The organism is Actinospongiicola halichondriae (assembly GCF_049103745.1).
In the GTDB taxonomy this organism is placed as follows: Bacteria; Actinomycetota; Acidimicrobiia; order Acidimicrobiales; family Salinilacustritrichaceae; genus Salinilacustrithrix; species Salinilacustrithrix halichondriae.
Map to the genome: position 1 here is coordinate 2,340,595 of NZ_CP171622.1, position 17,421 is coordinate 2,358,015.

Genomic DNA, 17,421 nt, shown 5'->3' on the forward strand with positions numbered 1-17,421 from the left:
CTCCTAGTAACGAACGAAGCCGCGGACGTTGTGTCCGTCGTTCATGTCGGCGTAGCCCTGGTTGATGTCGGCGAGGTCGTACTCACGGGTGATGAGCTCGTCGAGCTTGAGCTTGCCCTCCTGGTACATGCGCAGGAGCCGCGGAATGTCGTAGCGCGGGTTGGCCGAACCGAAGATCGATCCGACGAGCTGCTTCTGCTGGAGCGTCAGGTCGAACAGGTTCAACTGGACGTCGTTGCGCTCCATCGGTGCCACCGAGGTGTGCACCACTCGGCCACCCTTGGCGGTGAGGCCCATGACCGGAGCGATCAGGTCGCCGTCACCCACGCCGACCGTGATGATCGCCTTGTCGGCGTTGGCGCCCCAGGTGATCTCGCCGACGAGGGCCGTGGCCTCCTCGATGGACGCCGCGGTGTGCGTCGCCCCGAAGACCATTGCCTGCTCACGCTTGAACTCGACCGGGTCGACCGCGACCACGTGACGGGCGCCGGCCATGGCCGCACCCTGGATCGCGTTGACGCCGATGCCACCGGCACCGACGACGACGACGGTCTCACCGGGCTGGACGTCGGCGGCGTAGGTCGCCGAGCCCCAACCGGTGGTGACACCACAGCCGACGAGGGCGGCCTTGTCGAGCGGGATGTCGTTCTCGATCTTGATGCACGATGCCTCGTTGACGACCGTGTACTCGCCGAACGTGCCGAGCAGGCACATCGTGCCCAGGTCTTCACCGTTCGAGCTGTGGTGGCGAGCCGTGAAGTCGGAGATCTGGCGACCGGCGAGAAGGAACGCACCGAAGTCACACAGGTTCGACTTGCCCTTGGCACACGACGGGCACTTGCCACAGGCCGGGATGAAGCCGAGGACCACGTGGTCGCCGACGGCGATCGACGTGACACCGGGGCCGACTTCCACGACCTCGCCGGCGCCTTCGTGGCCACCGATGATCGGGAACTGCTTGAGGCCGAGAAGGTCGGCGGTCTCCTGCGGGACGACCATGTCGCCGGTGCGCATGTGCTCGTCGGAGTGGCACAGACCGGAGCCCACGAGCTTCACCAGGACCTCACCACTCTGCGGCGGATCGAGGTCGATCTCCTCGACGCTCCAGTCGGCTCCCGTTTCCCACAGGATGGCGGCGCGGGTCTTCATCTGGGTTCCCCCGGTTTCTACTTCATCGGATAACGAACGTTCTTCGCCAACCTAGGCCGACGGAGGACCCGTGTCATGCTCCGATGCGCGGATGTGACACCCGTCATCTCCCCGTCGATGGGTCGATGGCCCTATGCAGGTTCGACACGAGAATCGGGACACAAGGGATCAATGACCCACGACTGTGACGATCGCTTGTCGAACGGGCATTCTGGCCATGTACGAAGGTGCGGGCTGGCGAATGATCCGGCGACCACCGCCGTCGAGAGATCGCTTCCCACATGCAGAACCATCGTCGTCACGCAGCTTCCATCGCCCTCGTGCTGGCCGTCGTCGCCTCGGTGCTCGCCTTCGCACCGACGACCTCCGGGGCCGCCACGCAGACGGTCACGGCCTACGCGACCGCCGACGGTCGCGTGTCGTCGAGGTACCCGAACGCCAACTACTCGTCGTCGGCCCTCCACGCCGCAGCGTCACCGGTCGAGGTCTCGTACCTGCGTTTCGACGTCCCCACCGGGTCGGGCACGCTCGCCTCGGCGAAGCTCCGCCTGTACGCCACCTCGAACGAACCCGGCGGCGTTGACGTCCGTGCCGCCGGCAACAGCTGGAGCGAGAGCACCCTCACGTGGCGGCGACGCAGCTCGACCAACGGCCTGGTGGGCCGGTCGACCCCGATCTTCCGCAACACGTGGGTCGAGATCGACATCACCGACGACGTCGTGGTCGGGACCACTCAGTCGTTCGTGCTCAACGGGGCCGACGACGTGTGGTTCCGATCCTCCGAGCAGACGAACCCTCCGCGGCTCGTCCTCGAGTTCGACGACGGTGCACCTGAGCCGACCGACGTGACCGTCTCGGTCGATCGGTCGAGTCGACAGATGACCAGCTCGATGGCCGTCGGCACGACGCTCAACCGCTTCACGCTCCGCCCCGACGGCGACCCTGCCGCCATCGCTCGCGGCGAGGACATGCAGCGGAAGTCGGCGGTCTTCCAGATCCAGCCCGTGATGGGGAACGGCGCCCGGAACCCGAACCCGTCGCCCGGCGTCTACGACTGGGAGTCGCTCGACGACCAGATCGCCCAGATCGAGCGCACCGGCGGCATCCCCGTCATCAACATGTGGGGAGCACCCGACTGGATGAAGGGCGGCCAGCCGGGCGAGACCGAGTGGGGTCTCCAGGAGGTCGCACCGCTGCCCGAGTACTACGACGACTTCGCCGAGCTCGCCCGTCGGGTGGCGATCCGCTACCCACAGGTCCGGCACTACATCGTCTGGAACGAGACCAAGGGTCTCTGGAATCGGGACCTCGCGAACTACGACTACGTCGAGTACACGCGGATGTACAACAAGATCTACGACGCCCTGAAGATGGTGGACTCGAGCATCGCCGTCGGTGGCCCGTACCTGGTCATCGAAGGCACGGGATCGCTCGCCGACAACAAGATCTTCACCCGCGAACCGCTGCTCGAACGCAACCTCACCTTCCTGCAGTACTGGCTCGACCACGCTCGCGGCGCCGACTTCCTGGCGGTGGACCGCAAGATCGCCCAGCGCAAGGACGAGTACCCCTACTCACGCGACGAGCTGATGGCGCTGACGCCGTGGTTCGCCGAGGTCAACCGGCGCCTCCAGCAGGTGACGTCGCTGCCCATCTGGTGGACCGAGACCTACTTCCGCTGTGACACGAACCCGCAGTTCATGGCGGCGGGACTGGCGTCGATGCTGCGCCACCAACTCATCGCCGGATCCGCCGTGTCGCTGCGGTGGTCGCCAGAGCGCCAGCCCGGCGCCGACGAAGCTGGCTGTGTCTATCCCGCCGACGACATGCAGAACCTCTGGACCAGCACCCAGGTGCCCGGGGGCGGCCAACCGTTGCCGGCGTTCGAGGTCTACGAGGCGTTCAAGCGCAACTTCGGCCCCGGTCGCTCGATCTACGAGACGACGACCACGTCGACCAATCTCGAGGCGTTGGCCAACTGGTCGGTGACGCTGCTCGTCAACAAGAGCCCGCAGACCCTCACCGTTCGCATCGACGGCGACGTGCTCACCCTCCCGCCGTACGACGTGATGGTGCACGACCGGAACGCGTGACGTGGGCGGCCAGGTCGTCGACCAGGTGGTCGAGGATCTGCCGTCCGGTCTCCGCATCGGCGCCGGTCGCGTCGCCCAGCACGCCGTTCGGTGACACGGCCGCCACTCCCCCGGTCCGGAGCTCGGCGACGATGTCGCGCAGCGGAGCGACGTTGCCCGTCGGGCGTTCGTCGCCGACGACCGATGGGTCGATGGCCAACAGCAACGCCGTCTCGGACCGACCAGCGTGGGCGTCGCCACCTTCGATGGCCGGCGACCACGACGAGACCGCTCGCCCCTCGTCTGCCAGCCGGCGGACGGCGGCAGTGACGGCGTCGTGGTTGCCACCGTGGCCGTTCACGAACACGAGGGAGACGAACGCGCCGCCACCGTCTGCGGGCAGCGCCGACCGGCCCAACTCGACGAGGACCGCGGTCAGCGCCCCGGTGCCGATCGACAGCGTGCCGTCGAATGCCTGGTGCTCGCCCGACGACCCGTAGGACAGCGGTGGGGCAAGGTGGACGTCGGGGAGGCGCCTGGCGACAGCGGAGGCCACGGCGACCGCGATGCGGGTGTCGGTGTCGAACGGGAGGTGAGGGCCGTGTTGTTCGCAGGACCCCACCGGGACGAGCACGGTCGCGGGCGCCGCTGCCGCGATCTCGGTCCACGCAGATCGGGTGAGGTCCACCGGCAGATGTTCCCACGAGGCGACGTGGCTCTACCATTGCCCACTCCGCAAACAGGTGATGAGGTCGAGGTATGGCGCACAAGTGGTTCGAGACGGTCGAGGTGGCCCGGCAACGGGCCGAGAAGGCCCTTCCCTACGCCGTTTTCGGCGCACTCAAGGGCGGCTCCGAGGCCGGGACGACCCTGGCCGACAACACCGGGGCGTTCTCCGAACTGGGCTTCGTGCCCACCGTGGCCGACAAGCCGACCGAGCGTGACCAGTCGGTCGAGGTCATGGGCCAGCACATCTCGATGCCGGTGATGATCTCGCCGACCGGCGTGCAGATGGTGCACCCCGAGGCCGAGATCGGCATCGGTCGTGCGTCGGCGGCACGCGGCACGGCCATGGGCCTGTCGAGCTTCGGATCGACCCCGGTCGAGGCCGTCGTCGAGGCCAACCCGCAGACGTTCTTCCAGATCTACTGGTGTGGGACCCGCGAGTCGATGGCCACACGGATCGACCGGGCCAAGCGCGCCGGCGTGGTCGGGCTGATCGTCACCCTGGACTGGTCGTTCTCCCACGGGCGCGACTGGGGAAGCCCGTCGATCCCCGAGAACCTCGACCTCACCACCGTCGAAGGTCTCAAGACCGCGCTCCCGTTCGTGCCCGGCTTCGTCCGCCACCCGCGCTACTCGCTCCGTTTCGCCAAGGAGATGCGCGTCCCCGACCTGTCGGTCCCCAACATGGTCCTCGAGGGCGAGCGGGCCCCCGGCTTCTTCGAGGCCTACGGCCAGTGGATGGGCACGCCCCCGCCGACGTGGGACGACCTGAAGTGGCTCCGCGAGCAGTGGGAGGGGCCGTTCATGCTCAAGGGCGTCATGGCCGTCTCCGACGCCGAGAAGGCCGTCGACGCCGGTTTCAGCGCCATCAGCGTCTCGAACCACGGCGGCAACAACCTCGACACGACGCCGGCGTCGATCCGGGCACTCCCCGTCATCGCCGAGGCCGTCGGCAAGCACATCGAGGTCGTCATGGACGGCGGCATCCGCCGCGGCAGCGACGTCGTCAAGGCCGTCGCCCTCGGCGCCAAGGCCGTGATGATCGGTCGCGCCTCGCTGTGGGCGCTCGCCATCGGCGGTCAGCCGGGCGTGGAGAACGTGCTCGACGTCCTCCGCGGCGGGATCGACTCGGCCATGCTCGGCCTGTCGAAGGCGTCGCTGTCCGAACTCAGCCCGAGCGACATCGTCATCCCCGACGACTTCAGCATCGCCTTCCGCGACCGCTGACCCACCACCTCCCCCCGCTCGTTCTGGTGAACGGCCGCGACGCTGGGTGGTCTCAACCGTTCACCAGAACCGGACCTCCCCCGTTCTGGTGAACAACCACGACGCTGGGTGGTCTCAACCGTTCACCAGAAGGGGGTCTTGGCGGGTCGTCCGAACCGATGGATGGTTCAGGGTTTGCGGCTGAGGGAGACCGGGACGGTCGTGCCCGGGGCGATGCCGGGACGGCTGTGGTCCTGGCTGGGCCGCGGGCCGGATCCGAGATCGATCTGAGCGAGCGCCTCGTCGGCGTGGCCGAAGACGCAGTCGGGGTCGGGGCCGTCGAGCGGGAGCCCGGTGAAGAACTTGGTGGCCATGCAGCCGCCCTGGCATGCATCGAAGCTGCCGCACGAGGCGCAGGCGCCGGCCGACTGCGGCTGGCGCAACTCGGTGAACAGCGTCGACTCCTTCCAGACCTTGGCGAAGCCGCCCTCGTCGCGGATGTTGCCGGCCAGGAACTCGTCGTGGATGACGAACGGGCAGGCGTAGACGTCGCCGATCGGGTCGATCAGGCAGACGATGCGTCCAGCGCCGCACATGTTCATCCCGGGCAGGCTCTCGCCGGTCGCGTCAGGGCCGGAGTTCAGCGCGTTGAGATGGAAGAACGAGTCGCCCGTGAGGACGTCGGGGTGACCGAGGATCCAGTCGTACACCTGACGCTGCTGCGGGTTGGTCAGCCGGAGGTCGTGGTAGGTGTCGACACCGCGGCCCGACGGACGCAGGCGCGTGATGCGCAGCTGTGCGCCGTAGTCGTCGGCCATGGCTTTGTACTCGTCGAGTTGGTCGACGTTGTGGCGGGTGCAGACGATCGAGATCTTGAACTCACCGAAGTCGGCGGCGGCGAGATGGTCCATCGCCCGGCGAGCGGCGGCCCACGAGCCGTCACCACGGACGGCGTCGTTGGTCGCGGCGTCCATGCCGTCGAGGCTGATCTGGACGTCGAGGTAGTTCATCGATGCGAGCCGACGAGCGGCGTCGGCATCGAGGTAGGTGCCGTTGGTCGAGAACTTCACGCCGACGTTGTTGGCGACCGAGTACTCGACGATCTCGAAGAAGTCCTTGCGGAGCATCGGTTCGCCGCCGCCCATGTTCACGTAGAACACCTGGAGCGCGGCCAACTGGTCGACCACGGACTTCGCCTCGGCAGTCGTCAGTTCCTTCGGGTCGCGCCGGCCCGAGCTCGACAGGCAGTGCACGCACGCCAGGTTGCAGGCGTAGGTCAACTCCCACGTCAGACAGATGGGGGCGTCGAGCCCCTGCTTGAGCTGCTCGACGAGCGGCGGGGTGCCAAGGGTTGGTGCAGTCATGCGGTCTCCACGACGCCGGAATCGAACAGGGAAGCGAGTGCGGTCTCGAACGACTGACGTCGGTCGGGGGCGAACGCGTCGATCGCCGACGTCGCGCTCGGGTGATCGTCGAGCGACTCGACCAGATCCACCAGGTCGGTCGACTTGAGGAAGACGAGGCGCCGGGTGTCGAAGTGGTACGCCAGGGCGCCGAAGGGCTCGGGGCGGAGACCGACGCGCGGGCTCAGCCGGTAGGCCCCGGAGGGATCGAACACGTCGATGGTGTGACGCCTAGTAGACGCCGCACATCCCGTCGATCGAGATCTCCTCGACCAGGACCTCTTCGACGACCGCAGTGGTGTCGGAGGTCTCGGCGACGACGTCGTCGCGCTCGTCGATGCTCTCTGGGGCGGTCTCGGTGACAGTCATGGGGCACCTCGGAATCGGTGGCGGGAAGTCGGTCCAGGCGAGCCTGGTTACCCTCTCACGCCTGCCACCCACGAGGAGTGACGTGCCCGAGGGGCTCCCCGAATCTATCTCACTGCGTCTCGACCACGGCACACGCCGCAGCGACGCCGGACGCACCTTCATCGGCGGCTCACCGCTCCGGGTGCTCCGTCTCACCGATGCCGGCGCCCGCGTCGCCGACCGACTCGCGGCCGGCGAGGCCATCGGACCAGACGCCGCGAGCCAGACCGTCGCTCGTCGGCTGCTCGACGCCGGGCTCGCCCATCCGGTGTGTCACGAGGTCCCCGCGATGTCCGTGACCGTGGTCGTGCCGGTGCGAGACCACGCTGCGGAGTTGGCGTCGCTGGTGGCCAGCCTCGGGTCGGTTCCCGTCGTGGTCGTCGACGACGGCTCGAGCGACCCTGCGGCCGTCGTCCGGGCCGCCGGCGAGGCCACGGTGATCCGCCACGAGCGGTCTCGCGGGCCCGCAGCAGCCCGGAACTCCGGGTGGCGGGCGACCTCGACCGACCTCGTCGCGTTCGTGGATGCCGACATCACCATGTCCACCGGATGGCTCGAACCCCTCGTCGCCCACTTCTCCGATCCCGCCGTCGGCGCGGTGGCTCCGCGCGTCCGTGGTCGGGCGACCGGGCACTCGGCCATCGACCGCTACGAGCGGCATCGCTCCCCTCTCGACCTCGGCCCCGAGCCGGCACGCGTCGTCCCCCGGGGACGGGTCAGCTACCTGCCCACCGCCACCGTGGTCTTCCGCCGGTCGGTGCTCGAGACCGAAGACGGCTTCGACGAGGCACTCCGGTTCGGCGAGGACGTCGACCTGATCTGGCGCGTCGCCGAGGACTGCACGGTCCGCTACGAACCTGCGGTCGAGGTGGAGCACGACAACCGACCCACCTGGCCGGCACTGTTGCGCCAGCGGATGCAGTACGGCTCGTCGGCCGCGCATCTCGACCAGCGACATCCCGGCCAGGTCGCGCCGGTCGAGGTCAACGCGTGGAGCCTCGCAGCGTGGACGATGGCGGCACTCGGCGGGCGCCGCGGCGTCGCAGCGGGAGCACTCACGGCGACGGCCAGCGCAGCGCTGTTGGTGCCCGACCTACGCGACCGAGTCGACGACCCGATCACCGAGACCGCTCGCCTCGCCGGTGTCGGGAACCTGTGGGCGGGACGCTGGCTGGCCTCGGCCACCGTTCGGGCGTGGTTCCCCGTCGCTCTGGTGGCTGCGTCGAGGTCGACACGCGCTCGCAGGGCGCTCGCAGTCGCAGCCGTCGCACCGGCACTGTTCGAGTGGAGGGACCGCCACCCCGACCTCGGGCCGGTCGCGTGGACCGCTGCCAGGGTTGCCGACGACCTGGCGTATTGCGTCGGCGTCTGGCGGGGCTGCGCCCAGGTTGGTTCATGGCGTTCGCTGCGTCCGCGCCTGACCGGAATCCCCGGCCTCACCCGACGCTGACGAACCGCCTCGGCCACGATGTGGCACCCGTCACCGGACCCCGGACGATCCGCGTCACGGACGGTCGGGATTGCTACCGTCTGGTGGTCGACCCGCGGGTGTAGCTCAATGGTAGAGCCCCAGCCTTCCAAGCTGGTCATGCGGGTTCGATTCCCGTCACCCGCTCCAATCCGCCCCGAATCTCCCCCATGCCAAAGGTCCCGGCCCCGTGAACCGTCTCTCGAAGCTGCTCCTGATCGCGTCGCTCGCCATCATGTTCACCGGCATCGGACTCGCGGTCGCGCAGCCCGGATCGCTCGGTGGAGACGATGCCGAGTCCGCGGGCGCACCGACCGACGAGACCACGACCACGAGGGCTGCCGACGGCGACGGCGACCAGGCGGACAGCACGTCCACCACGGCGCCGACGACCACGGCGATCCCGCAGGCGACGACCTCGACCACGGCACCCGATGACGGGACCGGCACGGGTTCGGGCGTCGGCTCCGATGGGTCCGAGTCGGGCAACGACACGTCCGACGATCTCGCCGACACCGGTGGAGAATCGCTGATCGTCGCCGGGCTGTTGCTCGGGGCCGTCGGCCTGGAGCTCCGCCGACGGAGCCTGCCGTCCGTCTGACATGACGACCGCACCCGGTGAGCCCACGCTCACGTGGGCTGCTGCTGCCGACGCCGACGACCCGCTGCGCTCGCACCGGGCAGCCTTCGCGATCCCGGACCCCGACGTCTGTTACCTCGACGGCAACAGTCTCGGCCGACCGCCCGTGGCCGCTTCCGTCGCGGCCGAGACGGTCCTCCACGACTGGTCACACGACCTGGTCGAGGCGTGGGAGTCGTGGATCGACCGCCCGCTCGCCGTGGGCGACCTCCTGGCGCCGCTCCTGGGAGCCGCCAGCGGCCAGGTGATCGTCGGCGAGTCGACCACGGTCTCGCTGCACCAGGCGGTCGCAGGGGCCCTGCAGGCGTCTCCCTCACGTCGGGTCATGGTCGCCTTGCGCGACGACTTCCCCACCGACCGTTATGTGGTGACGGGGCTCGCCGACCAGGAGAGCATCGAGATCCGATGGGCCGACTCGGCGGACACCGCCCGGGTTGTCGGCCTGATCGACGACGACGTGGCCGTCGTCGTCGCGTCGGCCGTGCAGTTCGAGACCGCGGCGGTCGCCGACGTCGCCGCAATCACCGAGGCAGCTCACCGAGTGGGGGCGTTGGTGGTGTGGGACTGCTCGCATGCCGCCGGCGCGATCCCGCTCGACCTCGACGACCGCGGCGTCGACCTCGCCGTCGGCTGTGGCTACAAGTACCTCCACGGCGGCCCCGGGTCGCCGGCCTGGACCTATGTGGCCGACCGACACCACGAGACGATCCGCCCCACGATCCAGGGCTGGTTCGGCCAGCGCGACCAGTTCGCCATGGGTCCGGTCCACGATCCGCTCCCGGGACCCGCCGGGTGGAGGGCCGGGACTCCCGGCATCCTCGGCCTCGAGGTCGCAGCCGCCGGGTTCTCGACCGTCGCCGACGCCGGCATCGACGCCCTGCGGGCCAAGTCGGTGGCGCTGTGCGAGGTCATCATCCGCGCCCACGACGCCTGGTTCGCCGACCTCGGCATCGAACTCGCGTCGCCGCGGTCGAACGACGACCGAGGCGGGCACGTCGCGCTCCGCCACCCCGAGGCCGCCACGATCGTGCGCGCCGCACGTCTGGACAAGGTCGTGGCCGACTTCCGGGCCCCCGACCTGGTCCGTCTCGGACCCGGTCCGCTCGCCACCTCGTACACCGAGCTCACCAGCGGCCTGCTGCGTCTACGCGACGTGGTCGCCGAGCGGAAATACGAAGACCTCGGACCGCCGGCGAGCCGGGTCACCTGACCACTGCGCCCGGACGACTCCGGGAGGCCGAGCGCCTCCGGTAGGACTCGAACCCACAACCTGACGGGTAGAAACCGTCTGCTCTATCCAGTTGAGCTACGGAGGCAGGCGAGGCAGCGTACCGACCGAGCCGGTGCCGTCAGTCCTCCGGGTCGGCCCAGATGTTCTTGCGCTTCCAGATCCGGCGGGCCAGCGGCGTGAGGAGCCCGAGTTCGCCGGCGAGGCGACGGACCTTCTGCAAGGCGGTGGCCGCGCCCTCCAGGAACTCTGGGTTCTCGGTGTAGGCCTCGCGGATCACGTGATCCGGGATGGCGAACTCCGCGACGAGCTGCTTGGACGGCATGAGCATCAGCCGGCCCATCTCCCCGAGGATGAGCGGAGTCCCGATCGACAGTGCGAACCGGCCACGGCGAGGCATCGACTCGATCCGGTTCTTCAGGTAGTGACGAGCGAAGGACAGGTGCCGAGCCTCCTCGGTGACGTGGTTCTTCATGATCCGCTCGAGGAGGGGGTGCGCCCCGCCACGCCGCAGCGACTCGCGCTGCACGTGGTCGATCGGGTCCTCGCCACCGAGGACGAACATGAAGAAGAGCTCGGGGAACCACGATCCCATCGAGACCACGATCCGGGACCCGAGACGGGCATCCCACGGCATCCCGTCCACGTCGATCCCCGACCGGTTCACGAATTCCTGGAACATCAGCTGGTGCTGACCTTCCTCGATCAGTTCGTGCATCGCGTAGCGGTACTCCGGCGCGCCGTTGGGGAGCGTGTTGACGTACTCCAGGATCCCCCGGCACAGGACGTTCTCGAACTCGAGGCCGGTCTTCATCTTCGAGACCACCGCGAAGAGGCCGAGGCGGGCTCGTTCGGGCTGGGGAAGCGCCTGGTACCACGCGGTCCGCGCCAGTGGATCGTCGCCGTCGAGCTCCCAGCGAGGATCCGCCGAGTGGATCTCGTGGTCGTCCCAGGGCACGTCGAGGTAGGCGTCGAAGTTCTTCCGGACCGATTGCTCGGACAGCCGACGCACGAGCGCATGGAAGCGACCGTCGACGTCGGTGACCTCGTCAGGAATGGATGTCGTCTCGGTGGACTCAGACATGTTACCAACAGTAACAGATCGCTCGCCGGCGTCAACCGAACCGGTTTCGCCCCGCAGGCCTCCACTGCCTAAGATCGCTCACCCTTGGTGGCCGTAGCTCAGCTGGTGGTAGCGCCAGGTTGTGATCCTGGAGGTCGGGGGTTCAAGTCCCCTCGGTCACCCCATTCGAAATACCAGCTAGTCCGGACGATCACTACATTCGTCCGCTCGTCATGCCCCTCTAGCTCAACTGGTTAGAGCGTCGGACTCTTAATCCGCAGGTTCTGGGTTCGAGTCCCAGGGGGGGTACCACCGGGACCGCAGGCCCACGGCCTGCGGTCTCTCGCGTCCGGCATCGGTCAGCCCCCTGCGGCTCACGCCCATATGGTGTGGTCGATGGCTGATCCGGACGACCAGCTCACGGACATGCACGTGCACGAGCTGTTCGAGCAGTCGCGGGTCCCCACGATCGTCCTCGACCTCAACGTCCAGTCGATCCGGGCCGCCAACAGCGCAGCCGAGGATCTCCTCGGCCTCCCGCGGGAGGAGTTAATCGGCCGTCCCGGCTCCGACTTCATCGCCGAGGAGCTCGAGGCACAGACCTTGCGTGAACGTGGGCTCCGAGGTGTCCCGACGCGCAGCGTCCGGGTCATCCGCGGTGGGGCCGGTCTGCGGACCGCCGAGGTCACCCTCACACCGACCAGCGAGGACGGCGTGGTGTTCGTCCAGGTCTTCGATCTGACCGACATCCTCGGAGAGTCCCCGACCGACGTGCTCCGACGCGCGAGCGTCGACCCCCGCCGAGTGCTCGACGCGTCGCCGGTGGCCACGGTCGTCGTCGACCTCGCGACCCGTGCCATCACGCGCATCAACCCGAGCGCTGCGGGGCTGCTCGGCACCTCGTCACAGCAGACAGTCCGCCGCCGCGTCACCGACTTGTGCGCCCAACCCGACGATCTCGAGGCGCTGCTCACCGCCGTCGACCACGACGAGACCGGTGGACACCACACCCTGATCACCGGGATGCACGCTGCCGATGGTCTTCTCGCCGTCGAGATCACCGCCGTCGGCCTGCTCGACACCCCCGTCGCCGTGCTCCACGTCGTCCCGGCCGTGCGGGACCGGCCTCGGCGTGCTCCCTTCCGACGAATCCACTCGGACGATCACGAGCACCTCGCTATCGTGGACCCCGAACGGCGTCGCCTGTTCCAGGTGATCTGCGGCGCAGCGCTCGCCGGCATCGCCGCCGTCGTCTTGGCGGTCGGTTGGTGGATGGGCGTCGAAGCCGTCACACACATCGCTCCCGATCTCGCGTCGATGAAGGCGAACACGGCCCTGGGCTTCCTGCTCATCGGTACCGCGCTGCTCCTGCCCGAGCACCGGGACGAGACCCGGACTGCGCTCTACGGAGTGCTCGTCGTCGTCGGCGGGCTGACCATCCTCGAGTACGCGTTCGGCGTCGACTTCGGCATCGATCAACTCCTCGCCGCTGATGACTCCAATCTCGCCGGGACGAGCTCACCCGGACGCATGGGACTCAACACGGCGCTGGGATTCGTCGCCATCGGCATCGGGGCGCTGCTCTCGCGCCGAGGCCGAGGGCTCCGGGCCACGGCGGTCGGCCAGGCCCTCGTCATCACCGCCGGTGGCCTCGGCTTCCTGGCGCTCCTCGCATACGTCTACGGCGCCACCGGATCCCGGGGGCTCGCGAGCTCGACCGAGATGGCCCTCCACACGAGCATCGCGATGATCACGGCCACGTTGGCCGTGCTGAGCACGCAGCTCGACCGTGGCCTGCTCGAACCGCTGGGCGCTCCACTCGCCGGCGGGCGCTTCGCTCGCCGGATCATGCCCCTGGGCGTGGGCATGGTGATCGCGTCGGGGCTCATCGCCAAGGCCCTGGCCCGGCGCGACGTCCTCACCGACCCCGACATCGAGCTGGCGTTCTTCGCGCTCGCCGTCACGGGCTCGTTGTTCGCCCTCGTGGTCGCCGTGAGCCGCCAGAACAACCTGCTGGACCTCCGCGCCGACCGATCACGACGCGACCTGACGACGGTCATGGCGGCGTTTCCCGACCGGCACTACCGGGTCGATCGGGCGGGGCGGGCCACGGCGGTCACCGGAACCAGGACAACGCTCCAGACCTCGGTCAGCGATCTCGTGCCCACCTCGCTGCAGGATCGACTCGAGAACGCACTCGCAGCCAGCCGCACCGAAGATCGGATCCTGGAGCTGACCTTCGCTCCCGACGACGAAGACGGCCGACGCGAACTGCGGGTCGCGCCGCTCCCCTCGGGCGAGGTGGCGGTCTCGATCCGCGACATCTCCGAACTCGCTGCTGCTCGCGACGCCCTTGCCGAACTCACGGCGTCACTGGAGGACGAGGTCCGAGCGCGCACGGTCGAACTCCAGGTCGCGAACCGAGAGCTGCAACGGTCGAACTCCGACCTCGAGCAGTTCGCGTACCTCGCCTCGCACGATCTCCAGGAACCACTGCGCATGGTCTCGACGTTCGTCGACAAGCTGGCCGTCCGCCTCGGCGACGATCTCGACGATCGCTCGCAGCAGTACGTCGGATTCGCCGTGGACGGTGCCCAGCGCATGTCGGATCTGATCGACGGTCTCCTCCAGTACTCCCGTGCAGGCAGGGACCAGGGTTCGCCGACCACCATCGCGCTCGATGACGTCGTCCGCGATGTGCTCCAAGCGCTCTCGGAGCAGACCCACGACCAGGAGGCCACCATCGAGGTCGCACCAGACCTCCCGGCGGTTTGGGCCGACGACCTGTTGCTCCACCACGTACTCCAGAACCTGATCGGCAACGCCTTGAAGTTCGTCGCCCCGGAGCGGCGCGCGCGGATCCGCGTCGATGCCGAGCGGACGGGCCACATGGTCGAGATCGGGGTGGCCGACAACGGGGTGGGCATCCCGGAGGAGTTCCGTGAACAGGTCTTCCTGATGTTCCGGCGTCTCCACGCTCGCACCAGCTACTCGGGCACGGGTATCGGCCTGGCGCTCGTCCAACGCCTGGTCGAGTCGCAGGGTGGCAGAGTGTGGATCGACGAGGACCACGGACCGCATGGCACCCGGTTCGTGTTCACCGTTCCCGCCACCCGCCCGTCCGCCACGTCCGAAGACCATCTCCGAGAGGCGACCGCATGACGACTCCTGCACCGACGCGACCCGTCGAGGTGCTCCTCGTCGAGGACAATCCGGGCGACGCGCTCATCACCGAAGAGGCGTTCGAACAGGCCAAGGTGGCCATCAACCTCATCGTGTGCGAGGACGGGCCCACGGCGCTCGCCCACCTCGAGTCGGCCATCGGTGTCGGCGGCCCCATGCTGCCGGACCTCATCCTGCTCGACCTCAACCTGCCGGGCATGAGCGGCCTCCAGGTGCTCGAGAACATCCGACACCACGACGACCTGCTGCACATCCCCGTGATCGTGATGACGTCGTCGACCGCGCCGGAAGACGTCCGCGCCGCCTACCGGGGCCATGCCAACAGCTTCATCAGCAAGCCGGTCCGGCCCCAGGAGTTCCTGGACGCGGTGAAGTCGCTGGAGTCCTACTGGCTGACCGTGGTCCGGCTGCCGTCCGATCGATGACCACCACGGTCCTGGTCGTCGAGGACAACGACGGCGACGCGCTGATCATCGAGGAACTGTTCTCCGCCGACGACGCCGGCGGCCCGGTGCACATCGAGCGCGCCGCCTCGATCGCGGACGTCCACGCAGTCCTCGCCGGCGGACTCGAGCCAGACTGCGCGTTGCTCGACCTCGGGCTCCCCGACGCCGTCGGCACCGAAGCGATCGCAGCGCTGACTTCCGCGGCGCCCGAGTTGCCGATCGTCGTGCTCACCGGGTCGAACGACCCCGAGCTGGCGGGCGAGGCGATCCGAGCCGGAGCCCAGGACTACCTGGTCAAGGGCGCAGGTCTGGACGAGGAGATCGCCCGTCGCGCCATCCGCTACGCCATCGACCGGGCATCGCAGGTGCGGGCGCTGCGAGCGTCGCGACGGGAGCTGCGCGACTTCGCCCATCGGGTCGCGCACGACCTCAAGTCGCCCATGGCCGTGGTCCTCGGCTCGATCGACCTCCTCCAACGCTCCCGCCCCGACGGCGAGGACGCCGGAATCCACGAGATGCTCGCCCGATCGGGCCATCGGCTGGTCGAGATGGTCGACCGTCTGCTCGAGTACGCCGACACCGCCGGCTCGGATCAGATGCTCGCCACCGTCGACCTCGACGAGGTTCTCGAGTGGGTCGTGCAGACGCTCGACACGTCGCTCGACGACGTCGACCTCGAGATCCAGCAGCCGCTCGGCACCGTCCATGCCAACGAGGTCGGACTCCGGCATGTCTTCCTCAACCTCATCACCAACTCGATCAAGTACGCCCACCCCGATCGCCGACCGTCCATCGTCGTCGCGCGAAAGGACAGCGACGACGGGACCCTGGTGATCGTCAGCGACAACGGTCGCGGCATCGCTCCCGAGCACCGCACCTCGGTCTTCAACGCGGGGTTCCGCCTCGACGACGACGTGCACGGTACCGGCCTCGGCCTCGCAACCGTCCGGCGGAGTGTGCAGTTGGTGGGCGGCGGCGTCACCCTCGAAGACGGGCCGGACGGGGTCGGGACGACCTTCGTCGTGCGCCTCAATCCTGCCGTCGACGCCTGATCAGGCGACCGAGCCCACGAGCACCGCGGGGTTGGAGGAGACCGGCACTCCGCCAGCTGTCTCGATGGTGACCGCCAGGGTCTCCGTCGCCGGGTCGAGGTGGAAGGCCACGACGTCGGGGGAATGACCGAGCACGCCCAACGACACGACGGTGCCGTCGAGAACGCCCCAGAGCTGGTAGGTCTCGTCGGCGCCCAGCGCCGGGAGCGAGGTCCCCAGCAGATAGCCGGAGCCATCCGACTCGACCGCTGCGGTCGCGGAGAGATCCTCGCCGTCGGGCGACGACAAGGTCACCTTGGCGGCATCCGGGTCGTTGAACACCCTGCGAGCGACAGCATCGATGCTGTCGAGCGCGAACTCCGAGTCCGGCGATGCGGGGTCGTCGTTGGCGCCGATTGCCACACCCGCCACCAGACCGATGACGAGCAGCGCAGCAGCGACAGCGCCGAGCAGCAGCGGTCGGCGCTCGCGACGCTCGCGTCGAGCGGCGAGTTCGTCGACGCCGCTGGTCGGCGGCGAGGGGGTCGTGATGCCGGGGAGGTCGAGCGCGGGTGGTTGCTCCTCCAACGAGTCGACGATCTTCGACCACACACCCTCCGGCGCCGGAGCACCGGAGTAGGCCAGCATGGCTGCGACCTCGCGGTGGTCTGCGACCTCGGCGGCACACCGGGGGCACTCGGCGAGATGCGCCTCGACTGCGACGCGCTCGTCGTCGTCGACGGCATCGAGGGCGTAGGCGCCGAGCAGCTCGGCGATCTCGTCATGGTTGTCGTCCATCACCCACCACCGATTCCGACGGCGACCAAGTCGCCGCGCATGCGTTTGAGACCGGACCGGATCCGGCTCTTGACCGTACCCTCCGGCGTGTCCAGCAGATCTGCGACCTCTCGATACGTGTGACCGCCGAAATAGGCGAGGAGAACTGCTTCACGCTCGCCGTCGGGCAGTTTGCGGAGCGCATTCTTGACCCGGTCGCTGACCGCGAGGTCCCACACCTCACGCTCGAGGTCGTAGCCCGCCTCTGCGGCGAGCGTCAGTTCCTTCTCTTCTCGCCGTCGACGTGACGACTCGGAGCGGATCAGGTCGACGCTGCGGCCGTGGCACTGGGCCAACAGGTACGAGCGGAGCGAGCCGCGCTGGGGGTCGAAGCGATCGGGATCGTTCCAGAGCCGGAGGAACACCTCCTGGACGATCTCCTCGGCAAGCGTTCGATCAGCCAGGAGACGGCGAGAGAGGGCGAACACGGCACCGGCGTGACGTCGGTAGACCTCGGCGAGCGCGTCCTCGTGGTAGCGCCCGATCGACACCACCAAGGTGGCGTCACTCGCCTGTTCCAGTTGCTCGACCGTCATCGAGGAGTTCTTCGGCGCAGCGGCG

At 68.6% G+C, this 17,421-nt stretch carries 16 protein-coding genes and 4 tRNA genes; 11 read left to right on the forward strand and 9 right to left on the reverse strand.

Going from position 1 to position 17,421, the window contains the following annotated elements; genetic code table 11:
• Positions 1 to 3 precede the first annotated feature (3 nt).
• Positions 4 to 1,149, reverse strand: a complete 1,146-nt coding sequence (locus AB8619_RS11510) for an NDMA-dependent alcohol dehydrogenase (RefSeq protein ID WP_436792776.1) — start codon at positions 1,147 to 1,149, stop codon at positions 4 to 6.
• 281 nt (positions 1,150 to 1,430) lie between these two features.
• Here AB8619_RS11510 and AB8619_RS11515 point away from each other — a divergent pair, with 281 nt between their 5' ends.
• Positions 1,431 to 3,242 (forward strand): DNRLRE domain-containing protein, encoded by a 1,812-nt coding sequence (locus AB8619_RS11515; protein ID WP_436792777.1) that lies wholly within the window; start codon positions 1,431 to 1,433, stop codon positions 3,240 to 3,242.
• Here AB8619_RS11515 and mftE read toward each other — a convergent pair.
• On the reverse strand, positions 3,196 to 3,909 hold the full coding sequence (gene mftE / locus AB8619_RS11520) for a mycofactocin biosynthesis peptidyl-dipeptidase MftE (RefSeq protein WP_436792778.1): 714 nt from the start codon (positions 3,907 to 3,909) through the stop codon (positions 3,196 to 3,198). The two genes, AB8619_RS11515 and mftE, sit on opposite strands and share 47 nt — an antisense overlap.
• Before the next feature lie 71 nt (positions 3,910 to 3,980).
• Here mftE and mftD point away from each other — a divergent pair, with 71 nt between their 5' ends.
• A complete protein-coding gene (gene mftD, locus AB8619_RS11525) occupies positions 3,981 to 5,174 on the forward strand; it encodes a pre-mycofactocin synthase MftD (RefSeq protein WP_436792779.1) in 1,194 nt (397 codons plus the stop codon).
• A 167-nt stretch (positions 5,175 to 5,341) separates the two neighbouring features.
• On the opposite strand, the gene mftC is transcribed toward mftD, so the two are convergent.
• Genes mftC through mftA form a run of 3 tightly spaced genes read right to left on the reverse strand, consistent with a single transcriptional unit; the run spans position 5,342 to position 6,925 of the window.
• On the reverse strand, positions 5,342 to 6,517 hold the full coding sequence (gene mftC, locus AB8619_RS11530; RefSeq protein WP_436792780.1) for a mycofactocin radical SAM maturase: 1,176 nt from the start codon (positions 6,515 to 6,517) through the stop codon (positions 5,342 to 5,344).
• Entirely contained in the window at positions 6,514 to 6,771 is a 258-nt protein-coding gene (mftB, locus tag AB8619_RS11535; protein WP_436792781.1) for a mycofactocin biosynthesis chaperone MftB, read from the reverse strand. Before mftB ends, mftC begins: the two co-directional genes overlap by 4 nt.
• A 16-nt stretch (positions 6,772 to 6,787) precedes the next feature.
• A complete protein-coding gene (mftA, locus tag AB8619_RS11540) occupies positions 6,788 to 6,925 on the reverse strand; it encodes a mycofactocin precursor MftA (RefSeq protein WP_436792782.1) in 138 nt (45 codons plus the stop codon).
• Between mftA and mftF the strand changes: the two genes are divergently transcribed.
• The 4 genes from mftF (at position 6,924) to AB8619_RS11560 (ending at position 10,282) form a co-directional block, all read left to right on the forward strand.
• Positions 6,924 to 8,414, forward strand: a complete 1,491-nt coding sequence (gene mftF / locus AB8619_RS11545) for a mycofactocin biosynthesis glycosyltransferase MftF (protein WP_436792783.1) — start codon at positions 6,924 to 6,926, stop codon at positions 8,412 to 8,414. The two genes, mftA and mftF, sit on opposite strands and share 2 nt — an antisense overlap.
• A gap of 94 nt (positions 8,415 to 8,508) precedes the next feature.
• Positions 8,509 to 8,582: transfer RNA gene (locus AB8619_RS11550), tRNA-Gly, on the forward strand.
• A 40-nt stretch (positions 8,583 to 8,622) separates the two neighbouring features.
• Positions 8,623 to 9,033 carry a hypothetical protein gene (locus AB8619_RS11555; protein WP_436792784.1) on the forward strand — a complete coding sequence of 137 codons (411 nt, stop codon included), beginning with the start codon at positions 8,623 to 8,625 and terminating at the stop codon, positions 9,031 to 9,033.
• Between the two features lies 1 nt (position 9,034).
• Complete coding sequence (locus AB8619_RS11560) at positions 9,035 to 10,282, forward strand: aminotransferase class V-fold PLP-dependent enzyme (protein ID WP_436792785.1); 1,248 nt, start codon at positions 9,035 to 9,037, stop codon at positions 10,280 to 10,282.
• 32 nt (positions 10,283 to 10,314) lie between these two features.
• Here the strand turns inward: AB8619_RS11560 and AB8619_RS11565 are convergent.
• Together AB8619_RS11565 and AB8619_RS11570 are read right to left on the reverse strand one after the other, a co-directional pair.
• Positions 10,315 to 10,388, reverse strand: a tRNA-Arg gene (locus AB8619_RS11565).
• Between the two features lie 33 nt (positions 10,389 to 10,421).
• Entirely contained in the window at positions 10,422 to 11,384 is a 963-nt protein-coding gene (locus AB8619_RS11570) for an AurF N-oxygenase family protein (protein WP_436792786.1), read from the reverse strand.
• Positions 11,385 to 11,471: 87 nt separating this feature from the next.
• On the opposite strand from AB8619_RS11570, the gene AB8619_RS11575 reads away from it, so the two are divergent.
• The 5 genes from AB8619_RS11575 to AB8619_RS11595 all read left to right on the forward strand — a co-directional run bounded on the left by AB8619_RS11575 (position 11,472) and on the right by AB8619_RS11595 (position 16,044).
• Positions 11,472 to 11,548 (forward strand) — tRNA-His (locus AB8619_RS11575).
• 50 nt (positions 11,549 to 11,598) lie between these two features.
• A tRNA-Lys gene (locus tag AB8619_RS11580) sits at positions 11,599 to 11,675 on the forward strand.
• 84 nt (positions 11,676 to 11,759) lie between these two features.
• Positions 11,760 to 14,525, forward strand: coding sequence for an ATP-binding protein (locus AB8619_RS11585; protein WP_436792787.1), 2,766 nt, complete (start codon positions 11,760 to 11,762; stop codon positions 14,523 to 14,525).
• Positions 14,522 to 14,971, forward strand: a complete 450-nt coding sequence (locus tag AB8619_RS11590) for a response regulator (RefSeq protein ID WP_436792788.1) — start codon at positions 14,522 to 14,524, stop codon at positions 14,969 to 14,971. The genes AB8619_RS11585 and AB8619_RS11590 overlap by 4 nt, the downstream gene beginning before the upstream one ends.
• Positions 14,968 to 16,044, forward strand: coding sequence for a sensor histidine kinase (locus AB8619_RS11595; protein ID WP_436792789.1), 1,077 nt, complete (start codon positions 14,968 to 14,970; stop codon positions 16,042 to 16,044). The genes AB8619_RS11590 and AB8619_RS11595 overlap by 4 nt, the downstream gene beginning before the upstream one ends.
• Here AB8619_RS11595 and AB8619_RS11600 read toward each other — a convergent pair whose 3' ends face one another.
• Both AB8619_RS11600 and AB8619_RS11605 read right to left on the reverse strand, forming a co-directional pair.
• On the reverse strand, positions 16,045 to 16,821 hold the full coding sequence (locus AB8619_RS11600) for an anti-sigma factor domain-containing protein (RefSeq protein WP_436792790.1): 777 nt from the start codon (positions 16,819 to 16,821) through the stop codon (positions 16,045 to 16,047).
• On the reverse strand, positions 16,821 to 17,396 hold the full coding sequence (locus AB8619_RS11605) for a sigma-70 family RNA polymerase sigma factor (RefSeq protein ID WP_436792791.1): 576 nt from the start codon (positions 17,394 to 17,396) through the stop codon (positions 16,821 to 16,823). Before AB8619_RS11605 ends, AB8619_RS11600 begins: the two co-directional genes overlap by 1 nt.
• Positions 17,397 to 17,421: the final 25 nt, after the last annotated feature.

Coding starts and splice junctions, on each gene's coding strand:
- mftA (WP_436792782.1), bottom strand. CDS start 6,925: ATGACTGTCACCGAGACCGCCCCAGAGAGCATCGACGAGCGCGACGAC.
- mftC (WP_436792780.1), bottom strand. CDS start 6,517: ATGACTGCACCAACCCTTGGCACCCCGCCGCTCGTCGAGCAGCTCAAG.
- AB8619_RS11510 (WP_436792776.1), bottom strand. CDS start 1,149: ATGAAGACCCGCGCCGCCATCCTGTGGGAAACGGGAGCCGACTGGAGC.
- mftD (WP_436792779.1), top strand. CDS start 3,981: ATGGCGCACAAGTGGTTCGAGACGGTCGAGGTGGCCCGGCAACGGGCC.
- AB8619_RS11585 (WP_436792787.1), top strand. CDS start 11,760: ATGGCTGATCCGGACGACCAGCTCACGGACATGCACGTGCACGAGCTG.
- AB8619_RS11515 (WP_436792777.1), top strand. CDS start 1,431: ATGCAGAACCATCGTCGTCACGCAGCTTCCATCGCCCTCGTGCTGGCC.
- AB8619_RS11595 (WP_436792789.1), top strand. CDS start 14,968: ATGACCACCACGGTCCTGGTCGTCGAGGACAACGACGGCGACGCGCTG.
- mftF (WP_436792783.1), top strand. CDS start 6,924: ATGGGGCACCTCGGAATCGGTGGCGGGAAGTCGGTCCAGGCGAGCCTG.
- AB8619_RS11590 (WP_436792788.1), top strand. CDS start 14,522: ATGACGACTCCTGCACCGACGCGACCCGTCGAGGTGCTCCTCGTCGAG.
- AB8619_RS11560 (WP_436792785.1), top strand. CDS start 9,035: ATGACGACCGCACCCGGTGAGCCCACGCTCACGTGGGCTGCTGCTGCC.
- AB8619_RS11570 (WP_436792786.1), bottom strand. CDS start 11,384: ATGTCTGAGTCCACCGAGACGACATCCATTCCTGACGAGGTCACCGAC.
- AB8619_RS11605 (WP_436792791.1), bottom strand. CDS start 17,396: ATGACGGTCGAGCAACTGGAACAGGCGAGTGACGCCACCTTGGTGGTG.
- AB8619_RS11600 (WP_436792790.1), bottom strand. CDS start 16,821: ATGGACGACAACCATGACGAGATCGCCGAGCTGCTCGGCGCCTACGCC.